Source organism: Microbulbifer variabilis (assembly GCF_020524905.1).
GTDB lineage: Bacteria > Pseudomonadota > Gammaproteobacteria > Pseudomonadales > Cellvibrionaceae > Microbulbifer > Microbulbifer variabilis_A.
Genome location: NZ_JAIVKI010000001.1, coordinates 453,733 through 470,336 on the forward strand (window position 1 = coordinate 453,733; position 16,604 = coordinate 470,336).

The following is a 16,604-nucleotide window of genomic DNA, read 5'->3' on the forward strand; positions in this document are numbered from 1 at the left end:
CTTTGTTCAGAAGGAGAAAATTATGGACCTAGGCGACCCCTGCATTGTTTGCACAGCTGAGAACACCAATACAGTATTCACCACGGACCAATTTATTCATCAAAATTGCCCCAATTGTGGTGAATTCAAAGTAACCTCGGACGGGCTGGATAGGATAGGTGAGTACACGAATCCATCTGGGCTAGGGTTAGGGCATAAAAAGCGCGCCATACTATCTAGCTGGATAGTTTCGCAGTCACAGTCTGGTGCCGTTCCCACCTTAACAGCCAATATTATTGATGAGCTTCTCTGCGCTACCCCTCAATAAGAGCGGTAGTTAGTTTTTTTAGTCCTAAAAAGGGCTGAGATTTCGGGTCCGGCCGGTGGGGTATCTCAGGTATTCTCAGGCTAGGGCCCTAGGCAAGTCGGGTTCTCTTGGATGTGTTGCTTTTAGGTTGATGGAGTTAAAGGCTGCCTTTGCTTCTTGTTGCTCATGGCCGAGGCTGCTTATCTTAATCACGCATCCCGCGGTCTTTGTTTGATGGCGGAATCAACTGACTTGGGGCGTATTGCCAACTTTTCAGGAGTGACCAAGTCCTTCAGTCTCTCTTTAGCCTCTTGAAGTGATTTCACTTCTTTTTTTTCTGACATGTCTTGTCCTCCTCGGCATCCTGTTCATCCAAAATTTTAGGGTCTTTAATGAAGTCTGGGTTTCCAATGATGGTGACATCATCAAGGGTGTCATCCTCAAGGATATGCTTATTCTCCTTGATGGAAGACTTCATCTTCTTCATTCTTTCATTGAAATCTTTGGACTTCTTCATATCTTTTTCACGCAGTAGTCAGGGAAATGGCGGGCACCTGTTGATGGTATATAGCTATAGCCCTTCTGTACGTAAAAGTCTCTCACGGCCGCATTTATGGGCTGCATTATACGAATCTCATCAGCACCTAGTAGGTTGGCGTACGCAATCAAGGCTAACTCGGTAATAGCGAAGCTTCTGCCCTTGAGCATACTATATCCGGCAACCCGCTCGATTAATTCAAGACGCACTCTTGTTCCATTGAAGGAAGGGCGCCCAAGAGAGAGGGATTCGAGGCGGTTTTGATACCAAATAGCTAGTTCAAAACGCTTAGGGTATATCTTTCTATACGTCCTGGTGTTCGCCTCCCAATTGAAGTCAGCTCTACGCTCTTGAATGCTGCTCCATAGCTTTGCTTGGCTGATTGCTCTGAAATCTAACCCTGAAAGGTGTATTTGGCTTGCATCCCCATAGGGAAGGGCTTCTTTGACGTGCTCCCGGACCACTTGACGATATGATTCGTATCGTGACTCTGCATCTCTATGAGTCGCTAGCATTTGTCCTCCTTGCTGCTAACTAGAAAATCCCATGCATGGGTTATCAGAATTTTATTCTTGTCCTATCGCGGGATTGTAGGGCCAGTAGAGGATAAGTTCGGTAGAAAATGACGCCAATAAGTTGACTGGAGCGGACGTACGAAATTGCTATAGCGCTGAGTGGTTAAACAATAGCTACTGGGAATTTGGTATTTTCACCACTGCTAGGCTCTAGGTAGTTGAAACCAAGATGTGAAGCCTAACTCAGACCATGGGGGCGATGGGGTGCCAGCATTATTGCTTGATACTTGTGTTGAATGGCCAACATCTGCCGAAACCTCATAGGTTACTGCTCGCGCAGGGTGCTGGTATAGATTGGCTTTTCTCTCGTACCACTGCAATCTTCCTCAATGTATATCTCTCGGTAAACCCCACCCCAGAAAAAGTATGAGGTAGCCATCAAGCCTGTGTCTTCTTTTCTCTCTACTACGACCTTATACAGGGGAATCCTTTCGATAGGATTGTCATGTACAACATGGGCAAAGCCACGGCCGCACTTGAAATCTTCCTCTGACAGGCCTTGCGCCTTTTCATATTTCAGCGGCTTGTAGAACATCAACCCGTAAACAATAAAGGGCGTTGATGCGGCTATGGCCAAGAAGATGTAGACCTTTTTCATGGCTTTATTGGTTCCTTTCAGATTCTAGCTGCACCCATATCAACAGCATTCCAAATAGGACCTCACTTCTGAGGATGTCTAGTTGTTGCCGGTAGCTAGGCTAGAGCCATCCCTCGAAACTCTTTGGCTTCATCTTGTGATTTACAATAAATATCAATGGCATATCAGACATGACCCCCATGCCTTGGAAGCGGTCGATAAGTGCAACCACCCCCATAGATGACTTCCGAAAAACCTTCATTCTAGTCAGAATTGCAGTTAACCATGGTGTTTCGGCCAGAAACAGCAACCTGCCTTGGCTGATAAGGGAGCTTATCTTGCTTGCTCTACTTCATAATCGCTTTAGCTGCTCTCCCGCGCGTACTGGTCGCAAAACCCCTAAGGGGCTTTGTGATTGGGTGCACCCAGAAAATCACTAGGATTTTCTATGCATATAGTTTACGTTTATCTAATCACAAATGGCGGCTGAAATTACATGGATGTACTTGAAGAACTCAGGCAGCTAACAAAGGACGATGAGAGCATATATCTCTCACTGAATAACTATGAAAGTTGGGCTTATAATGTTGAACCGTTATTGATATTTAATCACGTAACTAAGGGAGAGTTTAAGCGGTTGGTAACTAACGCGAGCACAACATATAAAATTGGAAGCCATAAAGATGCTTTTGACAACATGAGAAGAAGTTTTCTTGTTGCTAGAAAGGCAGTCCGAGAGGCTGAGGTTGAGGCATTAATAGGGGGCGTGCATAAAGCTAAAAAGTCAGGAGAACATCCGTTTACTTCAGAGGAAAAAGAGAGCGCACAAGTGTTTATTAAAATTAAAAATATTGATAATTTTCAGGGTGTTTTGGGTAGTGTCAGTGATAGCTCTTTAGAACAAAACCTGAGTATAAATATATCTAAAGGAGATTTTTCGGCACTCAAGTCTCACCTAGAAAAGCATGGTATTCCGGATGAGGATATTTCAGATTTAGAAAATCGTATTGAGGCGGATGGAAATGTTCATGGTGAGGGGGTTAATGCCTGGATTGGTAAGATAATGCAAAAGGTGACTACAGGTGCAATAGACTTAGCAATTAAGAAGTTTCCAGAAGTTGTTATTAACCCTTTGCTTGCTTATTTTGAGGGCAATAGCTAATGCCGCCTCACTTACGGTTTATATTTCTAGGCGTTCATTAGTGACTTAGAGCTGGCAGCTGCATCCCTAATCGCTGAAATTTGATTAATGTTCAGCTTCTTGTGAAGCTAGTCCAACCCTTAACGGGGTAACGAACTTAACTTCAATATTCTGGGCTTCCTTGGGTCAGAAAGGACCTCTGCGGCCCCCTGAGCCGTTGGCCTGCCTCACCGACGCTTGGGGAGCACCTCAGTATTTCTCAGTAATTCTATGCAGCCAGGCAGGCACCTCAACTTTTCTGTACCCCCGTTGAGGCTGCCCACTCTAAATATCACCTTAATATTTCTTAAAGCTTTGGGCATGGGTAGTCCCGCCCTTACTGCTTGCCCTCCAGGCGCTCAAGGTCTTCACGCTCACAGTCGATTAGGTTGGCCCACTCATCGGCAAGGTGTGCGCCGATAACTGCCAGCTCTTGGCTGGTGGTATTGCTCTCGGATATCAGGCTAATGCTTTGGAAGAGGGTGCGTAGCTTGTTTAGTGATTCCAGGCTGAGGTTTGCGATATCGATTGAACGACCAATGAGGTTGTCGGCTTGAGAGATAGATACAGCTGGGGCTTGGTTTGCCATGGCTTGGGCTCCTTGTATAAGTGAGCCGCTGCCCGTGAGGTTCCAATCTCAATTGGGCGGCGGGCTGAATGGGTTGGAACTACCGCTACAAGGGAACGGCGGGCACAAGGCCCCCCAAACAGCCCACCATAAAAAGGGTGAGAATAGGTGAGGTCCGGGCACAAAAAAACCGCATACAGGGGTAGGCGGCATCGGGTCGCCTTGTAGTTTCGGGGTTCCAATCCCGGTTACGGATTTTGCCGCAACGCCTCCAGTATGCTTGCCCAGTGTAAAGCCTTTCAATGCTGGACGTCGAATGCTCTGCCAATATTTTACTGTGCTGTTTTGCTGCCTGAATTTGGATAGGGCGCACCAAGTTATTAAATCACCCCGCGCGCTCATAACAGGCTAACCATTCCTCATTGGTCTGTTCCTGGGGGGGAATAGGTGTTCCCTTATACCCGCGTTCCCTTATTACCGTATTACCGTGCTTTTTTTCACCCGTAGTTTGAATTGGCTGTATTCCCCGTGGTTGCTGGGTTTGCTGGATTTCCTTGTCCGGAAGTTTTGTCCGGGAGTTGTCCGGAAGTTGTCCGGCACTTGTCCGGGAGTTGTCCGGCAGATTCACCCCCATTAGCTCCAGTAAATCGGCGTTGCATAGTGAGAGTGGGCGGACATCACTCAGGCGCTCACCATCTGCCGCCGTACCGGTGAAAACCAAGCCAGCAAGTTTGCCCATGTAATCGTGAAAGGCACTTAGACGCCGCGGCACAGGTAAACCCGTGGATAACCAGAACCCGTAGAACTTGAAGCGAGTAGTTATCCGGAATTGTCCGGCGGGCAGGGGGGAGCCTTTCTTACCGTGCTTGGTGGTCCTGTTGCGCCGTGTCTCGACGTTGAATACGGAATAGCGCTCGCTGCCATCAGTCAGGTTGCGAAATTGCAGGGATACACCACCGCGCTTGCTGGGGCCATAGTTCCCCACTGAATAGCTGACATATTCCAGGGGCTCCACACCAGCTAAACGGGCTGCTTCGGTGATAAGGGGCCGCTCATGTTCGGAAAGCCACTCAGCGGGCACAGGGTGGCCACTGGCTGGGGCTAAGGTAAGGCGGCCACCATCGACCGCTATACCATCACCGCGCGCTAGAAGCCGTTGCAGAAGCTCTCTAGCAGATTCAGCCATTAGCCCCCCAGCAACTTAAGGGAGCCAATACGCTGGCGCTCGCTATCAGGCAGCCAGTAAACGCCATGGCGCCCTGCAATGCCATCGCGGTCTATGTGCCTCTCCATCCGGCATTGAATGGTTATTCCCCGCTTTCTGAGCTGCAAGATTACATTCGGGCCATTGCTGGCCCCTGTCACTCTGTCGAGTTTTTCCCGGCTGCATGGGCCAGTGAGCAATGTTTCCAGTGCTCGCACCTGGCGGGGTGATAGGGGGCGCCAAATCTTACTGGCTGAGTGTTCTGTGGTTTGGGTGTTGTTGTTAATATTGCCGGGCTTATGTTGTGTGTCGAGACCGCTCTGTGCCGGGGCGGTTCTGATTATTTCCATAGTCATCTCCCCCTTAGCAGCTTTCAGCTTCAGTGATTAGTTTTTGCTTCAGCTCAAGCAGGTAGGCTCCCTCCCATACGGTGGTTTTTGGTCCTAACTTTGTGCCGCGTTTGGCTTTGCCTGTTTTGGTCCAGTTCCACCAGGTGGATAAACCAATGGAGTAGAACCGGGCACAATCTCGGGCCCGGTACATCGCGGAAGGGTTTATTGATTGTTGGTTGTATAGGTTGGTCTGCACGTATCAGCTCTCCTATGGGTTTGTTGAGGCTGATACGTAAGATATTGGGCAATTACGGGTTATTGAATAGTGGGCTTGTCTAGCTAGATATGAGAAAAATCTACCTAGATTTTGGGGAGGCTAGCTTGCCTCCTCTGCCGAAACCCGGTGTTTATTTTGTTTGTTAGCTTCACCCAGGACTTCGCCTAATTTTGCTTTTGAAATACCCCTGAGGCCGCCATATTTATCTACCAGTTCGGTGATAATGGTGGACTGATTGGCGTTGCGGCTCTTTGTGATGGATAGTTCTTTCAATGCCCAGATGATGTTTATCAAGCTTCTTCGTTCAGTTGGGCCTAAAACTTCAATTGCTCCCTCTTGGGGGAGAGCTTTTTGTGCCTTATTTTTTAACGGTTGAAACTGAATTAAGTCATTGGGGAGCACTGCAAGTTGACCGAAAGATACTTCCTCAGCGGGCTGCTGAAGCCAAGTTTGATTGGGGTTTACTTTAGGGTGCTGCTTTGATACTGCTTGAAAAATCTCCTCCCATATGATTTTTCCTTCGGGGGAAGTCGGTTCATGTCCAATGATTAGAGGTTTTCCATAGTCGTCCAATAGTGTTAATTCCCAGCAGTTTCTCTTAGAGGAGTAGGCAGAGTCTCTGCTTTGTGTAACAAAATTATAAAGAGCGGACTCAGCAAAAAGGCAGGCATTTTCTTCGTTCAATGCGAAGGCAGCCGCACCTTCCTCTATGTCGTCGCCACCACCCCAAATTATTAGTTTCCCAGTATAGAGTTCATTATCAACAGGGTCGCGAACGTGAACTGTTACCGGAATATGATTGCTGCGATAATGCGAATAGTGGTCAACAAAGTGGCCTGGTGGCAGAAGATAGTATATTGGTGTTTCAAGCTTCATTATGGACTCCAATAGAAGCTTGAAATCTAGGTTCTTATATTTCTTTTCTATGTCTCGAATCAATATAAGAGACTGCCAGTCTTCCATATTCTCCCCCTTTGAGAGATTCCCTTTCGATTAGATTCAGCGCCAGGCCACTAAGGGGTGCGGCTTTTCGGGAGCTACCCTAGGCGCTGAAATTCGATTGTCCGTTATCGATTGCTAAAGTTCGCCGCGATTACATTCCCTGCTTTTTCGCTAGCTTTAAGGCTATCCAAGTAATCCGCCCACTTCTGCATCATTGCTGCCCGCTGCTCTAGGTGTTTTGTGCGGTTATAGGCGCGTCCCAACGTGTCTTTCACTTCATGGGCTAGCTGGTGCTCTATGTAGTCCACGCGGAAGCCAAGAACTTCATCCAGCAGGGTGCGAGCCATTGCCCGGAAGCCGTGGGCAGTCATGGTTTCGTTGTCATAGCCCAGTGACCTGAGTGCAGTTCTCACGCCGTTGTCAGACAGTGGACGGCTCTGGCCTCGGGCTGAGGGGAAAACATATTTGCCTCGGCCTGTTAGTGGCTCCAGTTCCCGCATTAGTACCAGCGACTGCTCTGCAAGAGGGATAATGTGCGGCTGGCCCATTTTCATTTTTTCGCTGGGCAGCTCTATTTGCTTGGCCTCCCAGTTAATTTCGGCCCACTCCAGTTTGCGCAGTTCTCCAGGGCGGCAGAATAGGAGAGGGGACAGTTTGAGGGCGGCTCTCACTACTGGGGTGCCTTGGTATTCCTCTATGGCGGTTAGCAGGCGCCCAACTTCAGTGGGGTCAGTAATAGCTGCCAGATGTTTCTTCTTGGTGGGGGTGAGTGCGCCGGTCAGGTCTGTGGTGGGGTCGCGGTCGGCCCTTCCGGTGGCCACGGCAAAGCGGAATACCTGGCTGGCTACTCGCTTTACCCGGTGGGCAGTCTCCAGGGTTCCCCGGCTCTCAATACGGCGCAGGCACCGCAGCACTTCCGGCGGGCTTATTTCGGAGATAGGACGCTTACCCAAATAGGGCTTTAGGTCACGCTCTAAAGCGAGGGTGGCGCGGTCCTTGGATGAGCTGGATAGGTGGGCCATCTTGGCTGCGAACCACTCATCACTGACGGCGGCGAAGCTGTTGCGGTTGGCTTCCAGGGCGGACTCTTTGCGGGCGCGTTTTATATCGCGAGGGTCGATACCTTCGGCAACATGCTGGCGGGCTTCATCACGGAGTTCGCGGGCGCGCTTCAGGCTTACATCGGGGTAGAGCCCAATTGCCATTTCTGGGCGTTTGCCATGCAGGCGGAAACGGAATACCCAACGCTTGGCCCCGGTCGGGGTCACTTCGATTGCCAGCCCTTTCTCATCGGACTCGATGTACTTCTTCTCGCGGGGCTTGAGGGCGCGGACCTTAGTGTCAGACAGCGGCATAGCTCACCTTCCATGGGTTTTGGACGGGTTGGACGGTGGCACTACTATCAACCCGTCCAATAACCCGTCCACTTGAGGCTGGATTTGGACGGGTTAGCTTAGATTAACTGGGATGGTCCAGATAAGCAAAAGCCCCGGAAACACTAGGTTTGCGGGGCTTTTGAGGGCTGTCTGAGACAGCGATTTGGTGGAGATGGCGGGAGTCGAACCCGCGTCCGTCAGCACTCTGCCAGAGGCTCTACATGCTTAGCTCCGTCAATTGATTTAACCCATTACAGCCCGGCGGTCAGGACGTATAGGGCGATCCCGTAAGTTGTTTAACCGCTTACCCACGGACATGGCTTGCGGCGATCCAGTTCTGTATAACAGTCTACAGCGCGATACTGGAACCTTGCTGAAGACTGCTAAGGGACGAACCCTTAGTTAGTGCTTCACAAGCTGCTTACGCAGCGAGTTGGGCACCGTAGTTGTCGTCGTTGGCAACTAATAAAGTACAGCTTTGGATTTACGTGATTCGCTGCCATCACGGCATGCACCCAAGGTTTCGTCACCGGCGTCGAATCCAAGTCATCCCCGATAAGAAACACTCTCGTGTGTCATCTAAGTATACCCCAAACTTGGGCATTGCAATAAATTTTTATGTGCCAGGGATTTTTTGAGATGTTTGGAAAGAGCAATTGAAATTGGGGAGTCCCGACGGCTATCGCCGCCGGGGTGCTTAGAAAGTGGAGTTACATCACTGACTGGGCGAAGGCTGCCAGGATCAATAATGGGCAGACGATACGCACATACCAGGGCCAGATTTTCCAGAACAGGGTGTGCTCAATATCCTCATGGCCTTTCTTTAGCTCGCCCAGCAGCTGGTCACGGCGCCAGATCCAGCCGGCAAAGATGCATAGGGCGATGCCGAGTATGGGTTGTCCATATTCGGTGCTGATACTGACTATCAGTCCAAATAAAGCATCGAAGTTATAAATGATGGCGCTGCTGATGCCGAAGATCACCAGGCCCACCACAGGGGTGGCGATACGGCGTGGAATGCCTAGGTTCTCAATAGAGAAAGCCACCGGTACTTCCAGCATGGAAATGGAGGAGGTGAGGGAGGCGATAACCATCAAGGCAAAGAAGGCAATGGCAACGAATACGCCGGCTTCGCCCATGGTGTCGAACAGTGCTGGCAGTACCTGCAGGATCAGGTTGGGCCCGGCGATCAGGGCGCCGTCAGCAGAGAAGATCTGGGTACCGGATTCCTGCGCTACATACATAGCGGGCAGGATCAGCAGGCCGGCGGTGAAGGCGATGCCCACGTCGATCAGGGTCACCAGGGCGCCTAGGCGCGGCAGGCTCTCTTGCTGGCTCAGGTAGGAGCCGTAGATCAGCATGGTGCCAACACCTAGAGACAGCGAGAAGAAGGCCTGCCCCATGGCGGAGATCAGTAGCTTCGGTGTGAAGTGACTGAAGTCTGGCATCAGGTACACCTCCAGGCCGGTAAAGGCACCGGGCTGGGTGAGAACATAGGCAATCAAAAGCAGCAGCAGGATGATCAGAGAAGGCATCAACAGCGTGGACCAGCGCTCGATACCTTTCTCTACTCCGCTGGCAATAATCAACATGGTGAGGCCACTGAAGATTGCGGTGAAGAGCAGGTTGCGTTGGGTGCTGTTTCCCGTCATCCACTGTGCCGTTTCCTGTGCGCCAAACAAGGCGGCGAAAGGCTCGGCCAAATGGGCCACCATCCAGCCGGCCACAATGGCGTAAAAACTCAGAATCAGGGATGCCACCAGGATACCGCCAAAGCCGGCCAGGCCGCCGAAGAAGCGGCTGATAGGGCCAATGGAGATGGTGCGCAGTGCCTGCACCATATTACGCCGTGCATAGCGGCCGATGGTAAGTTCAGCCATCAATGCCGGGTAGGCGAGGGCGAAAGCCAAAAATAGATAGGCCACTACGAAGGCGGCGCCGCCATTGCTGGCGGCTTTGGTGGGAAAACCCCAGATATTGCCGAGGCCTACGGCGGACCCGGCGGCGGCCATCAAAAAGCCAATATTCGAGCTGAATTGTCCTCGGGGTGCACTCATACTAAATCCCGTAATTATTCTTCTAATGGTTTTCTGTGCACTACTTGTGCGTAACGCGCATCAGGCGCTGCTTTTCGCGGTTCCAATCGCGCTTCTTCTCGGTTTCCCGTTTATCGTGCATGGCCTTACCTTTGGCCAGGCAGATTTCGCACTTCACCAAATGGCCTTTCCAATACAGCGCGGTGGCAACAACGGTGTGCCCCTTCTGCTCCACCGCGGCGATCAGCTTGGAAAGCTCACGTTTGGTGAGTAGCAGACGGCGGGTGCGGTCGGGCTCTGTCACATAGTGGGTGGAGGCACTGGCGAGCGGCTGGATATTGGAACCCAGCAGCCAGGCTTCGCCATTTTTAAAAATGACATAGCTGTCGGTGAGTTGGGCTTTGCCCTCGCGACAGCTTTTCACTTCCCAGCCCTGCATCTCAACGCCCGCCTCAAACTTCTCCTCAATGAAGTAGTCGTGACGGGCCTTCTTGTTGAGGGCGATGGTATTGGATGTTTGCGCTTTCTTTTTCTTGGCCATGAAAACTTCTAATGACTAGATAAAACTGTGTCCAAAAAACTTCAGGGCTACGGTGTTGATAAAGATCAACAGCAGTATCAATGGGATAAAGGTGCCCAGGGAGAAGTTTACGTATTTTTGTGAGAAAGAGCCGGCAAAGGCGGGGTCGCCTTCCTGTAGCTCCTTGTCAAAGTTGGCTTTCTTCCACTTGTAGATCACAAACAGACATACCAGCAGGCCGTTTAGCGGCAAGATAGTATCGTAGAAGATGATCTCCACCAGGTCGAAGAAGGACTTGTTGACGCCGGCCAACTGTACAAATTCAGTGAACCAGTTGACCATGCCAAACGAAGCTGCGCAAGCGATGGCCAGGACAAACTGTACTCCGGCGACAAGGTAAATCGCTTTTTTGCGCTCCATATTGCGCTCATCGCGAAGGGTGGCGATGGGTACTTCGATAATAGAAACCAGTGAGGTAATCGCGGCCACCAGCACCAGGAAGAAAAAGATGGCGGCCACTACGCTCGCGCCGATATAACCGATGCTGTCCTGCAGAGCGAGGAAGATCTTCGGTAGGAACAAGAAGATCATACCTGCGGAGGACTCGCTCAGTTCGGAGGGATCAATCTGCGGGTTGAAGTGGAAAATACTCGGCAGAATCAGCAGGCCTGCGGTAAATGCGACCAGGGTATCGGTGATGGCAACGGCGCGGGAGGAGCCGGAGATGGAGTCCCGTCTCTTCATGTAAGAGCCGTAGGTGATCATAATGCCCATACCCAGAGACAATGAGAAGAAGGCCTGGGCCATAGCCTTGCTCACTACATTACCGTCGATCTTGCTGAAATCTGGCACCAGATAGTACTTCACTCCCAGGAAGGCGTTGTCCAGAGTCAGAACAAAAATGACTAGGCCGAGCAGCATAACGAACAGCATCGGCATCAGGGTTTTAGCTGCGCGTTCGATACCGTCTTTTACGCCCATAGCGAGAATGGCGTTAATGATCAGCATTAATACCACCAGGTAAATAAATACCTTGGGGGTATTGATAAAGTGGATAAAGAAATCCGGGGTGGCGAGCAGGTTGAGGTTGCCGGTTATGGTTTCAGCCAGGTACCCGAGTACCCATACGGTAACCACCAAGTAAAAAACAGCGATCATAAAAGGCGTGATCAGGGCCAGCCAGCCGGGAATTCGCCACAGAAATGAGCCGTTGGAGAGCTGGCGGTAGGCGCCAACCGGGTCTTTATCAGAGCGGCGCCCCAGTGCTAACTCGGCCATCATTACCGGCAGGCAGATCAGGAAAACGAAGAGAGCATAGACCAGCAGGAAAGCACCGCCTCCGCTCTTGGTGGCTGCTACCGGGAACGCCACCAGATTACCAATACCAACTGCGGAACCAGCTGCGGCTAGGATAAAGCCCAACCTTGACCCAAAATGCTCTCTCACTGCGGTCATAGTACTCTCGCTATTATTTTTTATCAGATACAGCTTGTCATTTTTGTTATTCCGACAGGGCCGGGTTTGCCCCGCCGGCAAAAAATGCGATTGTTACAGGAATTGTCTTGCTTGAGTAGCGCCGACTGGCAAAATTAGCGGCCGAACGACAATCCCAGGCGATTTTGCCTGGCGGACTGGATTAGACAGTAGGAATGACTGAAATAGAGCGAAGCGCGCTGGTGATGTACAGCGCGGAACAAATGTTTGATCTGGTCAATGATGTGGCCAGTTATCCGCAGTTTTTACCGGGGTGTCGCGGTGCCGAGATTCTGTATCGGGATGAAGAAACCCTGGAGGCGCGTCTGGATTTATCGCGCGCGGGTATTCGTCAGAGCTTTACCACGCGCAATCAATTAGTGCGCCCAACCAATATGACCCTGACCCTGGTGGATGGGCCTTTCGAGAATTTCACCGGTCACTGGACATTTACCCCTTTGGCCGAGAGCGCTTGCAAGGTGACTTTCTCTCTCTCTTTCGCTATGAAAAGCCGTTTAATTGCCGCTGCGGCGGGTAAATTGTTTAGCGATCTGGCCAATCAAATGGTTGCAGTAATGTGCACGCGCGCAGAGGAAATATACGGGAAGCCCCAATGACGGAAGAGAAAACGATCTCGGTGGAGGTGGTGTACGCACTACCTCACGAGCAACGCTTGATGCGTTTGCTGGTAAAAGAAGGCACTACTGCAAGGGAAGCCTTGATTCGCTCGGGCATTCCCAAAGAGTATCCGGAAGTGGACCCGGACACTGCCAAAATGGGTATTTTTGGTCAGGTGTTGGGTAGTAAGGGCTTGCCGCCGGCGGAAAGCTATGAGCTGCAACCGGGCGACCGTGTTGAGGTGTATCGCCCGCTGATCGCCGACCCGAAAGAGGCGCGCAAGCAGCGCGCCGAGAAGGCCAAGCGACTGGCCGAGAAAAAGAAAGGTGCTGAGGGCTCTTCGACTTAGGGCCAGCCTGCCGGCTGCCAGTCGCCACTGGTGGCCACCAGGGAATCCTCCTCAAAATAAACGCTAAAGCGCTGCTGAGTGATTTTGCCCTTCTTGTCGCGGACGCGGTTGATATAGTCCCAGCGGTTGGGGTTATAAGTATCTTCCAGCAACGGCGTGCCGAGAACAAACTGTACTTGGCGGCGGGTCATACCGGGCTTCAGCTGGTCGACCATCTCCTGGGTAATGATATTGCCCTGCTGTACCTCAATGCGGTGCACACCGGGAAACTTAACCAGTGAGCAAGCTCCAAGAAGGGCGCACAGACTGGCGATGGCGATAAATTTCAGGCTAGGCGGCATTCATTGCTCCATTATGTTCTTTCATACGGCATCTCTGGCACCGATATTTAGCGGCTACCCGGAATAGGCCCCTGCGCGCAGGGAAAGTTCCCTCCCGCTGCGATTTACCCCTGTCTGGGTAGCTGGGGTTCCGCTGACTCCGTTCAGCATGGGATAATAACCGAAGAGTCGGCTCGCTGACAGGCGGGAATCTGTGGTCTTATTCGGGTATAGACCTCTTCAGTGGGCTGATGCAAGTAAAGACAATTCATAAATCCTGTCGGGAAATATCTATTCATGTCGAACGAAAACCAGGAATTGCGCAAGGCCGGTCTGAAGGTCACTCTGCCGCGGGTTAAGATTCTGCAGTTGCTAGAAAGCACCAGTGAGCAGCACCTGAGTGCTGAGGATGTGTATAAGCTACTGCTGGAAGCGGGGGAGGATGTCGGACTGGCTACTGTCTACCGGGTGCTTACCCAGTTTGAAAGCGCAGGCCTGGTTGTTCGTCACAACTTCGATGGTGGCCACTCCGTATTTGAGCTGGATCGCGGAGATCATCACGACCATATGGTGTGCACCGATACCGGTAAGGTCATCGAGTTTCACAATGAAAAAATCGAAGAATTGCAGCGCCAGATCGCGGAAGAACATGGTTATGAGCTGACAGGTCACAGCTTAGTGCTGTATGTGAAGGCGAAAGATAAGTAATTCTATCGGGTGCGGCGGCCGCCGCACCCATTTTATGCCCGCTTACTGCTGAGGCTGGCAGGGCGGAGTATAGAGCTCTGGGAATTTCCCAATTTTATCCGCGTAAAATTCCCTCAATTTGTTTAATTCCGCTTCCAGGTTTTCACCCAGTTGTGCGATAGGGCCAATGCCCACTTCCTTCTTCGAGAAATTGATAAAGCCCAATACCAGCGGCACCTTGGCGCTGCGCGCAATATGGTAAAAGCCGGATTTCCAGCGCTCACTCAAACCGCGAGTGCCCTCGGGTGGAATGGCAATGATCAGTTCCTTGCGCAACTTGAACTGGCGTACGGTGGCGTCTACCAGATTGTTGGCCTTGCTGCGGTCTACGGCGATGCCGCCAAACCAGCGCATGGGGCCTCCTAGGGGGAACTTGAAGAGTTTGTCTTTGCCCATCCACTGTGGGGTCATCTTCAGTTTGAGCGCGGCGAGAATAAAGTAGTAGCCGTCCCAGTTGGTGGTGTGGGGAGCCCCGATCAATACATACTTCTTAAGCTTCAAGGATTGCTGGTCGCCATTTACGCGCCAGCCGTGCAACTTTAGCAACAGCTTGGCAATCTGGCGTAGCAGCGGAGTGACAATCGGGGTGTTAAAAATCGTTCTCTGCATAAACTCGGCCGATACTACTCAAACAAAGTTAAACAAGCGGCCCAGTATATGGTGACTTTTGCTGCCACACCCAGTCATATTTGGTCTATTTGTCCTAAAACGGCATTTATCACCGGCAGGCCGGCTATTTTGCCGGATTGTTGACGGTTATTTATTGATCTACGAGATATGATTGCCCACCTCCCCACCGGGAGAGGTTGGGCTGTCTTGCTGGTCAGTTCAAAAATGCGTCGAGGTGGGTTGAATTGGGCGTTGCGGGACAGCTCAAGGCGTTCTGGTCAGCATTTCTTCCGCGTGGGCCAGTGACTGGGGGCTGGGTTGTCCGCCCAGCATGCGCGCGATCTCCTCGCGGCGTTCATCATTTTTTAGCTCGCGGAGGGCGACAAACGCCTGTTCTCCATCGCTGTGCTTCTCCACCAGATATTGGCGATGGGCCCGTGCGGCCACCTGAGCCAGGTGGGTAACGCAAATCACCTGGCCGCTGCAGCCATTACGGGTCTCGCCAAGCTGGCGCAGCAGGCGGCCCACCACATCGCCGGTGGCCCCGCCGATCCCCACATCCACCTCATCGAATACCAGAGTGGGGGTGCGCGAGGTCTGTGCCGTCACCACCTGAATGGCGAGACTTACCCGAGACAGCTCACCACCGGAGGCAATTTTACCCAGAGGGCGCGGTGGCTGGCCGGGGTTGGTGGAAATTAGGATTTCCACCTCTTCCAGGCCGTGGCTGCAGGGCATATCCAGAACCTGTAAGGCAAGTTCAACCCTGGCATGGGGCATGGCCAGATCCATTAACTGTCGGTTTACCGACTCGGCGAGCTTTATCGCCGCCTGCTGCCGCAGCTTACTCAGCTTTGTGGCGACGGTGCGAAATTCTTTTTCTAACTTGCCGCAGGTGTCGGCGAGGCGCTCTAGAGTGTCTTCGGTGTCGATATCGTCCAGTTCATCTTGCAATTGTCGCTGTAGAGCGGGCAGTTCACTGGGTTGCACGCGGTGCTTGCGCGCAGATTGATAAATTGCACTGAGGCGCTCCTCAACTTCGGCGAGTCGTTCAGGGTCCATCTCGAAACGATCGATATGTCGAGACAGGGTGCCGGCCGCTTCGTCGATCTGGATGCGCGCACTATCGAGCATCTGCGCCACCTCAACTAAAGCCGGTGCCTGTTCGGGCATGGCGGAAAGCAATTGCAGGGCACGGTGCAGTTGTTCGGCAATATCCCCCTCACCACCGGATAAGAGCGCGGCGAGTTGATAGCTGCCATTAAGGATGTCGCCGGCATTGGCCAGTTGTCTTTGCTCACTCTCCAGCGCTTCGATCTCGCCTTCACTCAGATTCAGCTGCTCGAGTTCGCGCAGTTGGTACTGCAGCAGGTTGCGTCGGGCCTCAGCTTCCTCAGCACTGTCGGCCAGATTGCGGTAGCGGCGATACTGGTCCTGCCAAGTCTTGTAGCGGCTGCGGGTTTCGGCGGCCAGCTCTTGAGCCTGGGCGAACTCGTCCAGTAGACGACGGTGAGTCTCCTTTTTAAGCAGAGATTGATGCTCGTGCTGACTGTGGATATCAATCAGTTGCTCTCCCAGGGCGCGCAACTGCAGAAGGGTTACCGGCTGGCCGTTAATGTATGCCCGTGAGCGGCCATCGGCACCGAGAGTGCGCCGCAGTATGACTTCTTGCCCGCTATCCAGCTCCTGGGATTTGAGCCAATCGCTGGCACTGGGGTAGCCGGAGATATCGAAAGTGGCACAGACATCGGCGCGCCGGGCACCGGTACGCACCAGTTCGGCGCTGCCGCGGCCGCCCAGGGCGAGCCCCAAGGCGTCTAATGTGATGGATTTTCCCGCGCCGGTTTCGCCGGTGAGGGTGCTGGTTCCGGGGCCGAACTCCAACTCCAGTTGGTCCACCAGGGTGAATTGGCTGATAGACAGGTGCAGCAACATAGGTATCGCTTTTATGTCCTTGTTTTATTGTTAGGCTCGCGCCCCACTGTGTAGTGGTTATTTATACAGTATCCCCATTCGGTTAGCTATAGGGACTGGGGCACATTACCCTGCCGGAGTGCGCGGACGCTAAAAACCACTT

Annotated in this window: 19 protein-coding genes and 1 other RNA gene; 4 read left to right on the plus strand and 16 right to left on the minus strand. The window is 52.1% G+C overall.

What is annotated here, in order from left to right:
• Positions 1 to 608: 608 nt before the first annotated feature.
• The 3 genes from LC073_RS01850 to LC073_RS01860 all read right to left on the minus strand — a co-directional run bounded on the left by LC073_RS01850 (position 609) and on the right by LC073_RS01860 (position 1,997).
• Positions 609 to 803, minus strand: coding sequence for a hypothetical protein (locus LC073_RS01850; protein WP_226642791.1), 195 nt, complete (start codon positions 801 to 803; stop codon positions 609 to 611).
• A complete protein-coding gene (locus LC073_RS01855; RefSeq protein WP_226642793.1) occupies positions 800 to 1,339 on the minus strand; it encodes a hypothetical protein in 540 nt (179 codons plus the stop codon). Before LC073_RS01855 ends, LC073_RS01850 begins: the two co-directional genes overlap by 4 nt.
• Before the next feature lie 325 nt (positions 1,340 to 1,664).
• A complete protein-coding gene (locus LC073_RS01860; RefSeq protein ID WP_226642795.1) occupies positions 1,665 to 1,997 on the minus strand; it encodes a hypothetical protein in 333 nt (110 codons plus the stop codon).
• 475 nt (positions 1,998 to 2,472) lie between these two features.
• Here LC073_RS01860 and LC073_RS01865 point away from each other — a divergent pair, with 475 nt between their 5' ends.
• Positions 2,473 to 3,138 (plus strand): hypothetical protein, encoded by a 666-nt coding sequence (locus tag LC073_RS01865; protein ID WP_226642797.1) that lies wholly within the window; start codon positions 2,473 to 2,475, stop codon positions 3,136 to 3,138.
• Between the two features lie 355 nt (positions 3,139 to 3,493).
• On the opposite strand, the gene LC073_RS01870 is transcribed toward LC073_RS01865, so the two are convergent.
• The 10 genes from LC073_RS01870 to LC073_RS01915 all read right to left on the minus strand — a co-directional run bounded on the left by LC073_RS01870 (position 3,494) and on the right by LC073_RS01915 (position 11,866).
• The gene (locus LC073_RS01870; protein WP_226642798.1) at positions 3,494 to 3,745 is read right to left on the minus strand and encodes a hypothetical protein; all 252 of its coding nucleotides are present in this window, start codon (positions 3,743 to 3,745) and stop codon (positions 3,494 to 3,496) included.
• Between the two features lie 364 nt (positions 3,746 to 4,109).
• Positions 4,110 to 4,910, minus strand: coding sequence for a hypothetical protein (locus tag LC073_RS01875; protein ID WP_226642800.1), 801 nt, complete (start codon positions 4,908 to 4,910; stop codon positions 4,110 to 4,112).
• Positions 4,910 to 5,278, minus strand: coding sequence for a hypothetical protein (locus tag LC073_RS01880; protein WP_226642802.1), 369 nt, complete (start codon positions 5,276 to 5,278; stop codon positions 4,910 to 4,912). Before LC073_RS01880 ends, LC073_RS01875 begins: the two co-directional genes overlap by 1 nt.
• Positions 5,279 to 5,291: 13 nt before the next feature.
• On the minus strand, positions 5,292 to 5,516 hold the full coding sequence (locus tag LC073_RS01885) for a helix-turn-helix transcriptional regulator (protein ID WP_226642804.1): 225 nt from the start codon (positions 5,514 to 5,516) through the stop codon (positions 5,292 to 5,294).
• A gap of 120 nt (positions 5,517 to 5,636) precedes the next feature.
• On the minus strand, positions 5,637 to 6,500 hold the full coding sequence (locus LC073_RS01890) for a hypothetical protein (protein WP_226642806.1): 864 nt from the start codon (positions 6,498 to 6,500) through the stop codon (positions 5,637 to 5,639).
• A gap of 104 nt (positions 6,501 to 6,604) precedes the next feature.
• A complete protein-coding gene (locus LC073_RS01895; protein WP_226642808.1) occupies positions 6,605 to 7,834 on the minus strand; it encodes a tyrosine-type recombinase/integrase in 1,230 nt (409 codons plus the stop codon).
• 185 nt (positions 7,835 to 8,019) lie between these two features.
• Positions 8,020 to 8,409, minus strand: a transfer-messenger RNA (tmRNA) gene (ssrA, locus tag LC073_RS01900).
• Positions 8,410 to 8,565: 156 nt separating this feature from the next.
• On the minus strand, positions 8,566 to 9,912 hold the full coding sequence (locus tag LC073_RS01905; RefSeq protein ID WP_226642810.1) for a sodium-dependent transporter: 1,347 nt from the start codon (positions 9,910 to 9,912) through the stop codon (positions 8,566 to 8,568).
• A 40-nt stretch (positions 9,913 to 9,952) separates the two neighbouring features.
• Positions 9,953 to 10,432 carry an SsrA-binding protein SmpB gene (smpB, locus tag LC073_RS01910; protein WP_226642824.1) on the minus strand — a complete coding sequence of 160 codons (480 nt, stop codon included), beginning with the start codon at positions 10,430 to 10,432 and terminating at the stop codon, positions 9,953 to 9,955.
• A 15-nt stretch (positions 10,433 to 10,447) separates the two neighbouring features.
• Positions 10,448 to 11,866 (minus strand): sodium-dependent transporter, encoded by a 1,419-nt coding sequence (locus tag LC073_RS01915; RefSeq protein WP_226642826.1) that lies wholly within the window; start codon positions 11,864 to 11,866, stop codon positions 10,448 to 10,450.
• Between the two features lie 194 nt (positions 11,867 to 12,060).
• Between LC073_RS01915 and LC073_RS01920 the strand changes: the two genes are divergently transcribed.
• Together LC073_RS01920 and LC073_RS01925 are read left to right on the plus strand one after the other, a co-directional pair.
• Complete coding sequence (locus LC073_RS01920) at positions 12,061 to 12,501, plus strand: type II toxin-antitoxin system RatA family toxin (protein WP_226642829.1); 441 nt, start codon at positions 12,061 to 12,063, stop codon at positions 12,499 to 12,501.
• Entirely contained in the window at positions 12,498 to 12,851 is a 354-nt protein-coding gene (locus LC073_RS01925) for an RnfH family protein (RefSeq protein ID WP_226642831.1), read from the plus strand. The genes LC073_RS01920 and LC073_RS01925 overlap by 4 nt, the downstream gene beginning before the upstream one ends.
• Here LC073_RS01925 and LC073_RS01930 read toward each other — a convergent pair.
• Positions 12,848 to 13,192: an outer membrane protein assembly factor BamE gene (locus LC073_RS01930; protein WP_226642833.1), complete on the minus strand. Its 345-nt coding sequence runs from the start codon at positions 13,190 to 13,192 to the stop codon at positions 12,848 to 12,850. The genes LC073_RS01925 and LC073_RS01930 overlap by 4 nt on opposite strands.
• 276 nt (positions 13,193 to 13,468) lie before the next feature.
• Between LC073_RS01930 and fur the strand changes: the two genes are divergently transcribed.
• The gene (fur, locus tag LC073_RS01935) at positions 13,469 to 13,879 is read left to right on the plus strand and encodes a ferric iron uptake transcriptional regulator (RefSeq protein ID WP_226642835.1); all 411 of its coding nucleotides are present in this window, start codon (positions 13,469 to 13,471) and stop codon (positions 13,877 to 13,879) included.
• Between the two features lie 42 nt (positions 13,880 to 13,921).
• Here fur and LC073_RS01940 read toward each other — a convergent pair whose 3' ends face one another.
• Both LC073_RS01940 and recN read right to left on the minus strand, forming a co-directional pair.
• Positions 13,922 to 14,527, minus strand: coding sequence for a 1-acyl-sn-glycerol-3-phosphate acyltransferase (locus LC073_RS01940; protein ID WP_226642837.1), 606 nt, complete (start codon positions 14,525 to 14,527; stop codon positions 13,922 to 13,924).
• 264 nt (positions 14,528 to 14,791) lie between these two features.
• Positions 14,792 to 16,462, minus strand: a complete 1,671-nt coding sequence (recN, locus tag LC073_RS01945) for a DNA repair protein RecN (protein WP_226642839.1) — start codon at positions 16,460 to 16,462, stop codon at positions 14,792 to 14,794.
• Positions 16,463 to 16,604: the final 142 nt, after the last annotated feature.

Coding starts and splice junctions, on each gene's coding strand:
- LC073_RS01850 (WP_226642791.1), bottom strand. CDS start 803: ATGAAGAAGTCCAAAGATTTCAATGAAAGAATGAAGAAGATGAAGTCT.
- LC073_RS01855 (WP_226642793.1), bottom strand. CDS start 1,339: ATGCTAGCGACTCATAGAGATGCAGAGTCACGATACGAATCATATCGT.
- LC073_RS01860 (WP_226642795.1), bottom strand. CDS start 1,997: ATGAAAAAGGTCTACATCTTCTTGGCCATAGCCGCATCAACGCCCTTT.
- LC073_RS01865 (WP_226642797.1), top strand. CDS start 2,473: ATGGATGTACTTGAAGAACTCAGGCAGCTAACAAAGGACGATGAGAGC.
- LC073_RS01870 (WP_226642798.1), bottom strand. CDS start 3,745: ATGGCAAACCAAGCCCCAGCTGTATCTATCTCTCAAGCCGACAACCTC.
- LC073_RS01875 (WP_226642800.1), bottom strand. CDS start 4,910: ATGGCTGAATCTGCTAGAGAGCTTCTGCAACGGCTTCTAGCGCGCGGT.
- LC073_RS01880 (WP_226642802.1), bottom strand. CDS start 5,278: ATGGAAATAATCAGAACCGCCCCGGCACAGAGCGGTCTCGACACACAA.
- LC073_RS01890 (WP_226642806.1), bottom strand. CDS start 6,500: ATGGAAGACTGGCAGTCTCTTATATTGATTCGAGACATAGAAAAGAAA.
- LC073_RS01895 (WP_226642808.1), bottom strand. CDS start 7,834: ATGCCGCTGTCTGACACTAAGGTCCGCGCCCTCAAGCCCCGCGAGAAG.
- LC073_RS01905 (WP_226642810.1), bottom strand. CDS start 9,912: ATGAGTGCACCCCGAGGACAATTCAGCTCGAATATTGGCTTTTTGATG.
- smpB (WP_226642824.1), bottom strand. CDS start 10,432: ATGGCCAAGAAAAAGAAAGCGCAAACATCCAATACCATCGCCCTCAAC.
- LC073_RS01915 (WP_226642826.1), bottom strand. CDS start 11,866: ATGACCGCAGTGAGAGAGCATTTTGGGTCAAGGTTGGGCTTTATCCTA.
- LC073_RS01920 (WP_226642829.1), top strand. CDS start 12,061: ATGACTGAAATAGAGCGAAGCGCGCTGGTGATGTACAGCGCGGAACAA.
- LC073_RS01925 (WP_226642831.1), top strand. CDS start 12,498: ATGACGGAAGAGAAAACGATCTCGGTGGAGGTGGTGTACGCACTACCT.
- LC073_RS01930 (WP_226642833.1), bottom strand. CDS start 13,192: ATGCCGCCTAGCCTGAAATTTATCGCCATCGCCAGTCTGTGCGCCCTT.
- fur (WP_226642835.1), top strand. CDS start 13,469: ATGTCGAACGAAAACCAGGAATTGCGCAAGGCCGGTCTGAAGGTCACT.
- LC073_RS01940 (WP_226642837.1), bottom strand. CDS start 14,527: ATGCAGAGAACGATTTTTAACACCCCGATTGTCACTCCGCTGCTACGC.
- recN (WP_226642839.1), bottom strand. CDS start 16,462: ATGTTGCTGCACCTGTCTATCAGCCAATTCACCCTGGTGGACCAACTG.